The following is a 9854-nucleotide window of genomic DNA, read 5'->3' on the forward strand; positions in this document are numbered from 1 at the left end:
CCCCGCCACTTGCGGCTTCGCCTGGCCACTGCGCTTGTGGCGGTCGGGGCGCAACTTCGACCGGCCACAGCACAAATCGACGCGGCGCCGCGCTACCCTCAAGGTCGGGAGCCCCACCGGCCGCCGCCGGAGACAAGGGCCAAGCCCCAGCCGACCTTGAGGAACACGAAGGAACACGACCGGTGACAGACCAGAACGTCAACAGCGCCCCCGCCGCGACGCCCGACATCATCTACACGCTGACCGACGAGGCGCCGATGCTGGCGACCCGCTCCCTGCTGCCCATCATCAAGGGGTTCACCCGCGCCGCCGACGTGAGCGTAGGCACCGCGGACATCTCCCTGGCGGGCCGCATTCTGGCCGCCTTCGGGCTGGCGGACGACGACCTGGCCCGGCTTGGCGCTCTCACCCAGGAGCCGGCCGCCACCATTATCAAACTTCCGAATGTCTCGGCCTCCCTGCCGCAGCTCAAGGCCGCCATCGCCGAGCTGCGTGAGAAGGGCTACGAGCTGCCCGACTATCCCGACGAGCCGGCCACCGACGCCGAGCGGCAGGTGCGCGAGGCGTACGACGCCGTCAAGGGCTCCGCCGTCAACCCGGTGCTGCGCGAGGGCAACTCCGACCGGCGCGCCCCGCAGGCCGTCAAGGCCTATGCGCGCACGCACCCGCACTCCATGGGCGCGTGGAGCCCGGACTCCAAGACCCGCGTAGCCACCATGGATGCCGACGACTTCCGCCACAACGAGCGCTCGGTGGTGGTTCCCGCGGCCGGCACCGTACAGATCCGGCTGGTTCCCGCCGACGGCGGCGAGCCGGTGGTACTGCGCGAGGCGCTGCCGGTGACGGCCGGGGAGGTGGTGGACGCCACCTTCATGTCGGCGCGGGCGCTGGACGAGTTCCTGGCGCGGGCCAACGCCGCCGCCAAGGCCGACGACGTGCTGCTGTCGGTGCATCTGAAGGCCACCATGATGAAGGTCTCCGACCCGCTCATTTTCGGGCACGTGGTGCGCGCCTTCTTCCCCCGGACCTTCAACACCTACGGTGAGGTGCTGGCGGCCGCTGGACTGCGCGCCGAGGACGGGCTGGCCTCGATCCTGGCGGGTCTGGATGACCTGCCCGAGGGTGAGCGGATCCGGGCGAGCCTGCGCGAGGAGATGGCGGCTGGGCCCCGGCTGAACATGGTGGACTCCACCCGCGGCATCACCAACCTGCACGTGCCCTCCGACGTGATCATCGACGCCTCCATGCCCGCCATGATCCGCGCGGGCGGCAAGCTGTGGGATGCCGACGGCGGCCAGGACGACACCCTCGCCGTCATCCCCGACTCCTCCTACGCCGGCGTGTACGAGGCCGTCATCGAGGACTGCAAGGCCAACGGCGCCCTGGACCCGCGCACGATGGGCTCGGTGCCGAACGTCGGGCTGATGGCCCGCAAGGCCGAGGAGTACGGCAGCCACGACAAGACCTTCCTGATCCCCGCCGACGGCACCGTCGAGGTCGTCGTCACCGCGGGCACGGGCCAGCCGGCAGGCACCGTGCTGCTGTCCAGCGCCGTCGAGGCCGGGGACATCTGGCGCGCCTGCCAGGCTCAGGACGCGGCCATACGCGACTGGGTGCACCTGGCCGTGGTGCGGGCGCGCGCCACCGGGGCGCCGGCCGTGTTCTGGCTGGACCCCGAACGCGCCCACGACCGCACCATCGCCTCCCTGGTGGAGCACTACCTGGCCGATGAGGACACCACCGGCCTGGACATCCGGATCCTGGACCCGGTCGCGGCCACCCGCCTGTCGCTGGAGCGGGCGCGCCGCGGCGAGGACACGATCTCGGTGACCGGGAACGTACTGCGCGACTACAACACCGACCTGTTCCCCATCCTGGAGGTCGGTACGAGCGCCAAGATGCTGTCGGTGGTGCCGCTGATGAACGGCGGCGGCCTGTACGAGACGGGCGCCGGGGGTTCCGCCCCCAAGCACGTGCGTCAGCTGCTTGAAGAGGACTACCTGCGCTGGGACTCCTTGGGTGAGTTCCTGGCTCTGGCGGAGGCGCTGCGGCACGTGGCGCAGGTGAGTGGGAACGCGCGGGCGACGGTGCTGGCCGACGCCCTGGACGCGGCCACCACCACGCTGCTGCAGGAGGAGCGCTCCCCCGCCCGCCGCCTGGGCGGCATCGACAACCGCGGCTCCCACGCCTGGCTGGCCCTGTACTGGGCACGCGAGCTGGCGGCACAGACGGCCGACGCCGACCTGGCCGTGCGCTTCGCGCCCGTGGCCGAACAGCTGGGTGCGGTCAATGAGCAGGTGCAGGCCGAGCTGGTGGCGGTGCAGGGGCACCCAGTCGAGTTGGGCGGCTACTACCTGCCCGATCCGGCCCTGGCCGACGCCGTCATGCGCCCGAGCGCGGCCCTGAACGCCATCGTCGACGCGCTGTGACTGCGGTGGCTGCTGCCCCCTGGCCGGCGCCTGCCGCCTCCGGGCCGCTCGATGCCGTCATCGACCTGCCAGGGTCGAAGTCGCTTACGGCCCGGGCCCTGGTGGCGGCGGCGGTGGCGCAGGGCCCGACGACGCTGCGCGGCGCCCTGCGCTCCCGCGACACCGAACTCATGCGCGCCGCTCTGACCACGCTCGGGGCCCGCTTCGAGGAACTTCCTGACGATTCCGGTGCCTGCGCCGACGGTGCCCTGCGGGTCACGCCCGCGCCGTGCCCGCTCCAGGCCCGCGCCGACGCCGACGGGGCGGTTCGTATCGACTGCGGCCTGGCCGGAACAGTGATGCGCTTCGTGCCGCCATTGGCGGCCCTGGCCGACGCACCCGTGGTCTTCGACGGCGACGCCGCCGCCCGCCGTCGCCCGCTGGCGCCGCTGCTGGACGCCCTGACCGCGCTCGGCGCCGAGGTGGACTACCTGGGTGATCCCGGCTTCCTGCCCGTGCGCGTCGGCCCCGGCGGCGGAGGCCCGCTGCGCCCCGCCGACCCGGCCCGCCCCGAGGCCCCGCACCGGGTGAGCGTGGACGCCTCCGGCTCCTCCCAGTTCCTGTCCGCGCTGCTGCTGTCCGGGTGCTTGCTGCCCGGTGGCCTGGCCGTCACCCCCACCGGGCCGGTGCCGTCCCTGCCGCATGTGGCCATGACCGTGGAGTTCCTGCGCGAACGCGGCGTCGCCGTGGACGTGCCGGACGCCGACGCCCCCGTGGGTGCACGCACCTGGACGGTTCACCCGGGCGCGCCGCGGGGCGGCACGCTGGTCATTGAGCCGGACCTGTCCAACGCGGGCCCATTCCTGGCGGCGGCGCTGGTGGCCGGCGGGCGCGTCGGCGTACGCCACTGGCCGGCGCACACCACCCAGGCGGGCGACGCTTGGCGGTGGCTGCTGCCCGGCCTGGGCGGCGCCGTCGAGCAGGCCCGTGAGGCGGACGGCTCACTGACACTGACTGCGGTCGGCACCGGCGAACTGCACGGAATCGACGCCGACCTGTCCGCCGTCGGGGAGCTGACCCCCACGGTGGCGGCGCTGGCGGCTCTGGCCTCCGCGCAGGGGCACGCCTCGCGCCTGCGCGGCATCGGCCACCTGCGCGGGCACGAGACCGACCGCCTGGCCGCGTTGGAGGCCGAGATCAACCGCATCGGCGGGACGGCTCGGCAGACCGCCGACGGTTTGGAGATCGACGCGCTGCCCACCGGGGTGCACCTGCACCCGGCCCGGCTGCGCGCCTACGCAGACCACCGCATGGCGACCTTCGCGGCCGTCATCGGCCTGGGCGTCCCCGGAATCGAAGTGGACGACATCGCCTGCACCGCCAAGACCCTCCCCGACTTCGCCGCCCTGTGGGCGAAGCTGCTGGCCGACCGGGAGGGGCGCTGATGGCACGCCGCGACATCGGCACCGACGATCCGCGGGTGCGGGTGCGCCCCGGTAAGCGCTCGCGTCCCCGCACCAAGCAGCGCCCCGCCCACGCCGACGCCGTGCCCGGCATGGTCACCCGCATCGATCGCGGCCACTACCGCATCCGCCTGGAGGACCCCTCCCTGACCGCCGACGGCACCGGCGACATCACGGCGATGAAGGCCCGCGAGCTGGGACGCGGGAAGGTCGTGGTCGGGGACCGGGTCGCCGTCGTCGGGGACACCTCCGGCCGCAAGGACACCCTCGCCCGCATGGTGCGCGTCGACGAGCGCCGCACCCTGCTGCGGCGCAGCGCCGAGGACGGGGACGCGGCCGGCACGGAGAGGCCCGTGGTGGCCAACGCCGACCTGCTGGTGATCGTCACCGCCCTGGCGGACCCGGAGCCGCGCCCGCGCATGATCGACCGGTATCTGGTGGCCGCCTACGACGCCGGCATGGAACCGCTACTGGTCCTGACCAAGGCGGACCTGGCCGACGCCGCCCCGCTGCTGGCTCTCTACGAGCCGCTGGGCGTGCGCTCGGTGTCAACGCGCCTGGATCCGTCCAGCCGCGCCGAGGCGTCCCGCGCCGGCGGCGACGGCGTGGAGGCGGTGCGCGCGCTGATCGGCGGGCGCACCTCGGTGTTCGTCGGGCACTCCGGGGTCGGCAAGTCCACGCTCATCAACGCGCTCGTGCCCGGGGCGGACCGGGTCACCGGCGAGGTGAATGTGGTCACCGGACGCGGGCGGCACACCTCCACGAACCTGCAGGCACTCGAGTTGCCGGGTGGCGGCTGGGTGATCGACACCCCCGGGGTGCGTTCCTTCGGGGTGGCGCACGTGTCCAGCGCGGACGTGCTGCGTGGCTTCCCGGACCTGACCGAGGTCGCCGAGGACTGCCCGCGCGGCTGCACGCACGAGGCGGGCGTTATCGAGTGCGCCCTGGACGAGTGGGTCGCCGACGCCGCGCCGGAGCCGGCGGAGCGTGAGCGGCGTCGGGCCCGGGTGGACTCCTTCCGACGTCTACTCGCCCCCGCGCTGGAGGCCGAGGACCCCACGACCCCGACGGCGCACCGCCGGTAAGCGAACTGGAGCTGCACAGCTGAGTCGGGGCTGAGGCTATAGCCGAGCGGCCGCAGCCTCGTTCCGCTTCTTCGCGCCAGCTTCCGCGCTCCGCCGCATTCGAGACAGCAACCAGACATATGCGGCCAGCAGCGCCAGCGTGAGAGAGGCGATGCCCAGTGCCCATATGGGCCAAGTCGTCGCGCGCAGGCCCAGCGCCGCCCAGCTCCCCGCTACCGCGCCGAGCGCACCTGCCGCCTGGCACCAGACCGTGTCCTCCACGAAGTCGCGGCCACTGAGCTGTACCTGCCGTTCCCCTATCAGTGCACTGCCCACGCCCCACAGGCAGGCCTCCGCGATGACCAGACCGGTTGCGCCCACCGGGAGGTTCCCGGCAGGCAGGAACACGGCACCGATCAGCAGCGCCAGGGCGCCCGCCAAGGCGCAGCCGGTCACGGTGACGGCCCCGCCAGCCGCGCCGCGCCCCAGGCGCGCGAGCTGAGGGCCCACGGTCGCCCCTATTCCGGTGGCGACGAGTACCCACACATAGGCCCCATGCCCGTAGCGCGTACCGATGAACACGACCACGTAGGTGCCGGCCAGGCCGGCGGCGATGGAGCGCAGCAGGATGCTGAGCGGGGACACCAGCGGTCGGGTGATAAAACCACGCAGCAGCGCCAGCGTCGAAAAGCGCAGGCCACCCTCCTCCTCGGCGTCCTCACTGCCGCCGCCGGCGGTGGCCTCCTCCTCGTAGGCGACGCCGCGCAGGCGCAGGGCCACCGCGGCAACCGACAGGACCAAGTTGATTGCGAGCACCGCTGCGGGAGACAGGAATGTCAATGCGGCTCCAACAGGCAGGGCGACGACTCTTGAGATAAACGCGGTCATCGAGTGCAGGTGGGAGGTGAAGCGGAAGGACATCTCGGGGTCCACCGCTGCCATCTCCGCGCCGTACAGTTCCTCGGCAACGTCCAAAACCAAGGGGATAGGCGAGGAGGCGATCAGGTACCCGGCGAGCACCGGACCGACCTCAACGCCGATACCGATCAGTGCCAGCGCGACCAGCAGCAGCGCGACGTCGTACACCTCGCACGCGGTCAGCACCCGTCCCGGCCGCCACCGCGCGATGGCTTTGACCATTAACGGCGCGAGCAGATCCTCAATGTTGGTCAGGGTGGAGTAAAAGGCGATCCAGACCGCCGGAAGGGTCGCGGCTACCACCAGCGCGGGCGCGGCCCCGGTCACCACCGCCGAGCCCGTGGCCGACAAGACCCAGCCGAAAAGCATCGCCTGCCGCGAGCGCCGGACCAGGCGCCGACGCGCAACTGCCGGTAGCAGGCGATCGCCACCAGGTGCTTCAACAGTTGGCCGCCGCAAAAACATGCCATGAACCATATCCGAGTCGGCCGTGGCAGATACCCGGTGCCTTGTCGGGGGTCCGGGGCCGGGCCACCGCCGCGGTAATCCGGCGCCGCGCGAGCGAGACCGGAGTCCCGGAAATGGCGGGTCAGGCGTGGATGACGGTCCAGTTCGGCCAGGGATATCTCCGCCAGTTGCACCTGATGTGCACGGAACCGACCGGACGGGTCGGGAGTGTGGTGGGTGGGGGTGTCTGCTACGCCGGTTGGGCGTTAACAACGCTACTTAACGGTCTGCTGTATACCTCGGAGGTCTTCAGCAGACCGTTAACAGGCGTTGTTAACCCCGAAGTGGCGTTGCAGACGCTGAAGTGGCGTTGTAGACGGCCCCCACACCCGCAAACACAACCCATTCGCCGACCGGATGACCGGTGAGGCTCACAGACGGCCCCCACACCCGCAAACACAACGAGCCCCTCTAATCTCTGGGTGTTACTCGTGCCGGTCTCAGGGAGAGGAAAGCAGCCATGGCCCGCATGCCAGCCAGCACCAGCAGCCCGGTGATCCGCCCCGGCGGGACAGCGGACCTGGATGCAGTGGCCAAACTACTCACCGAGGTGTTCACCGCAGATCCACTCATGCACACCATCGCCGCGCGGGCCCCGAAGCCGGTGGCGGCCCTGGGTCACCTGCACCGCTGCGAGTTGACCGCTCACTATCTCTCCCCCGACGCCTCTCAACGGGCCGGTGCGCACGTCGACCTGGCGGTGGCTGACGCCGGCACCCCGAACGAGCGGCTGCTCGGCGTCGCCCTGTGGGATGCGCCCGCCCAGGGCCGCCATGCCACGGGACCGTTCGGCTCCGAGCCACTCGACGGGGTCGACCTGGACCTGCTGGGCGGCGCCTGGGAGCTGGTGCTGCTAGATGCGGCCCAGTGTGAGGCGGCCCAGCCACCGCAGCCGTACTGGTACCTGTACATGCTCGCCGTCGCTCCCGGCGCCCGCGGCTCCGGCGTGGGCACGGCGCTGCTGCGCCACGGCCTGGAGCGCGTCGACGCCGACGGCGTGGCCGCACACCTGGAGTCGACCACGCCGGCATCGCGACGGTTGTACGAGCGCCTGGGATTCTCGTTGGCGGCGACGCTCGACGCCCCGCCGCTGCCGGTTTACTGGGCCTTGACCCGCCCTGCGCGTCCACGGCGGTAACGGCCGCAGTCGCGGCGAAAACGTGCCCGGTTCCGCGGCTTGTTTCCTCCCTGCCCGGCCGCGGCGGACGTTAGCCTGAGCACATGTCCGCTTCCCCGACTGCCGGGGCTCTCCTTCCCCGCTCCGCATGGACCGACCTGTCGGCACGCGCCGAGTTGTCTCCGGCGCGCCGCCGCGTACTGGCAGCGGTGGAGGAGTCAGGCCGGTCGGTCACGGCGGCGCAGCTGGCCCGGAGTCTCGAGCTGCACCACAACACGGTGCGCGAGCACCTGGACGCCCTGGTGGAGGCGGGCCTGGTGGCGGTGTCCGCTGCCCCCACGGGGCGGCGGGGTCGCCCCGCCCTGCGCTACGCACCGGCCGGCCCCGATCCGGCGCAGGTGGTCGGCTCCTACCTGTCCCTGCTGGATGCGATTGTCGAGCAGCTCGGCGACGGTGAGCAGGCCCGCCGGCGGGCGGAGGCGATCGGTCGGCGCTGGGCTCAGTTGCTCCCCGATGAGCCCGCGGCCCCGACGGCGCAGGCCGCCGCCTCCGCGGCATCGACTGCCACGTCGACGACGCGGCTGACCGCCATGCTGCCGCACCTGTCGCATATGGGCTTCGCCCCCGAGTTCGACGGCGAGCAGATCACCCTCAAGGCGTGCCCGCTGATGACCGCCTCCCGGCCGCCGCACCGGCTGGTGTGCCTCATGCACGAGGGCTTCCTCAACGAGCGCTTCGCCCGCCCGCACACGGGCGGCCCCGCCTCCGCCGACCGCGCGGACGGCGGCGCCGCGGATGCCGTCGAGGCAGGCACGGGGACGCCGACATTCTCGGTCGTCCCACTGTGTGCCGACGGCTGTCACGTGATGGCATGGGCAACCACGCCGACGCAACCCACCGGCGAACCGCCCGCACCCCAGGCCGCCGCATCGGCCGAACACCGGCCTGTCGAAACCGTGGCCAGCCGATAGTTCAGGGTTCAGCCGGTGACCCGCAGGTAGCCCATCGCGCCCTTCTCCATGTCGGCGAAGGCGTGGGTGACAAGCGTGTAGGTGCCCGGGGCCGGCGGCACGCATTCCACGAAGCCGCCCTGGGCGGGCTGCAGCCCGAGCGCCTGGCTGCCGCCGGACCAGCCGGCGCCGACGTCGTCGGGCCCGCCCAGCGTCCAGGCGCCCTCGTGGAAGACCTGGTCGAACTGCAGCCCAACGACGTGGAAGGACATCGGCAGGGAGGGCCCGGCGTCGAGCACCCAGAAGCGCAGCCGCTCCCCCGGCTTCGCCGTCAGCGGCCGGTCGCGGTACTGAAAGGCGATGCCATTGAAAGCCAGCAGGTCGGGGGTCTTGGCGGCCACCTTGTCCGCGTCGGTCTCTCCGCCCTCGGATCCGAGGTAGAGCTCGGACTGGATCATGACGAACTCCCGGTCCGCCGCGGCGAGCCCGGGCGGGTCGATGATGACGGCACCATGCATGCCGGAGGCCAGGTGCACGCTCATCGGGGCGGTGGAGCAGTGGTACAGCCAGATGCCGGAGCGCTGGGCGGTGAACTCGTACACGAGCGAGTCGCCGGGGTCGATGGAGCGCATGGGCGCGTCCGGGGAGATGACGCCGGCGTGGAAGTCGATCGAGTGGCTCATGGAGCCCTCATTGACCAGGGTGATGCGGAAGGTGTCGCCGACCCGACCGCGCAGCACCGGGCCGGGCGCCTGCCCGTTGTACGTCATCCGCCGCTGGGTGACGCCGCCGCCCACGTACATGGCCTGTTCGGTGACGGTGAAGGTGTGCTCGTGGACGGTGGTGGCGGTGTCGGCGCGCGCCAGCGCGGCGTCGAAGGGCTCCACATCGTCGGGAAGGGCGGTGGCGAAATCGGGTACGGCGTCGTCCGTCCCGGCCGCAGTCGCCGTAGTCGAAGCGGCGGCCTGCCCGGCGGCGGTGACGTGGAAGACCATGCCCTGGGCGCGGTGCCCGGCGATGGAGCACCAGCCCTCCAGCGGGCCGGTGACGACGCCGGCATCGAGGCTGCCGGTCTCGCCGGCGGGGACGCGGCCGGTGGAGGCGGTGGTCCCGTCGTCTAGCTGGAGCACGAGGTCGTGGACCTGGTCACCGGTGTTGTCCAGGGTGAGCACCAGCCGGTTGCCGGCGGGAACGTCCACGGTGTCGGGCACGAAGCGCATCCCCTCGACCGCGACGGTCACGGTGGTGGTCCGCCCCGTGACGGCCACGGGACCGGCCTCCGCCGACGGGGTGCGGGTGGCCCGCCAGACGGCGACGCCGGCGCCGGTGGCCACGGCCGCCCCGGTGGTGAGCAGGCCCAGGAGCACGCCGCGGCGATCCAGGCGGGGCTGAGGGGCGGCGTCGGCCCGCCGTTGGCCGCGCCCGAC

Annotated in this window: 7 protein-coding genes; 5 read left to right on the forward strand and 2 right to left on the reverse strand. The window is 72.3% G+C overall.

The window, feature by feature from the left end; genetic code table 11:
- Positions 1-257 precede the first annotated feature (257 nt).
- The 3 genes from BN1056_RS14445 to rsgA are packed head-to-tail and all read left to right on the forward strand — an operon-like array spanning position 258 to position 4956.
- The gene (locus tag BN1056_RS14445; RefSeq protein WP_244671756.1) at positions 258-2429 is read left to right on the forward strand and encodes an NADP-dependent isocitrate dehydrogenase; all 2172 of its coding nucleotides are present in this window, start codon (positions 258-260) and stop codon (positions 2427-2429) included.
- A 5-nt stretch (positions 2430-2434) separates the two neighbouring features.
- Positions 2435-3853, forward strand: a complete 1419-nt coding sequence (gene aroA, locus BN1056_RS14450; RefSeq protein WP_244671753.1) for a 3-phosphoshikimate 1-carboxyvinyltransferase — start codon at positions 2435-2437, stop codon at positions 3851-3853.
- Complete coding sequence (gene rsgA, locus BN1056_RS14455) at positions 3853-4956, forward strand: ribosome small subunit-dependent GTPase A (RefSeq protein ID WP_210582421.1); 1104 nt, start codon at positions 3853-3855, stop codon at positions 4954-4956. Before aroA ends, rsgA begins: the two co-directional genes overlap by 1 nt.
- Positions 4957-4992: 36 nt before the next feature.
- Here the strand turns inward: rsgA and BN1056_RS14460 are convergent, their stop codons facing one another.
- Positions 4993-6222: an MFS transporter gene (locus tag BN1056_RS14460; RefSeq protein ID WP_210582423.1), complete on the reverse strand. Its 1230-nt coding sequence runs from the start codon at positions 6220-6222 to the stop codon at positions 4993-4995.
- Between the two features lie 598 nt (positions 6223-6820).
- On the opposite strand from BN1056_RS14460, the gene BN1056_RS14465 reads away from it, so the two are divergent.
- Positions 6821-7498 carry a GNAT family N-acetyltransferase gene (locus BN1056_RS14465; RefSeq protein WP_244671754.1) on the forward strand — a complete coding sequence of 226 codons (678 nt, stop codon included), beginning with the start codon at positions 6821-6823 and terminating at the stop codon, positions 7496-7498.
- Between the two features lie 83 nt (positions 7499-7581).
- Positions 7582-8448 (forward strand): helix-turn-helix transcriptional regulator, encoded by an 867-nt coding sequence (locus BN1056_RS14470; protein WP_210582426.1) that lies wholly within the window; start codon positions 7582-7584, stop codon positions 8446-8448.
- 8 nt (positions 8449-8456) lie between these two features.
- Here BN1056_RS14470 and BN1056_RS14475 read toward each other — a convergent pair.
- A partial coding sequence (locus BN1056_RS14475; protein WP_244671755.1) for a multicopper oxidase domain-containing protein occupies positions 8457-9854 on the reverse strand: 1398 nt, incomplete at its 5' end.

Source organism: Actinomyces succiniciruminis, assembly GCF_900002405.1.
Classification (GTDB): Bacteria; Actinomycetota; Actinomycetes; order Actinomycetales; family Actinomycetaceae; genus Actinomyces; species Actinomyces succiniciruminis.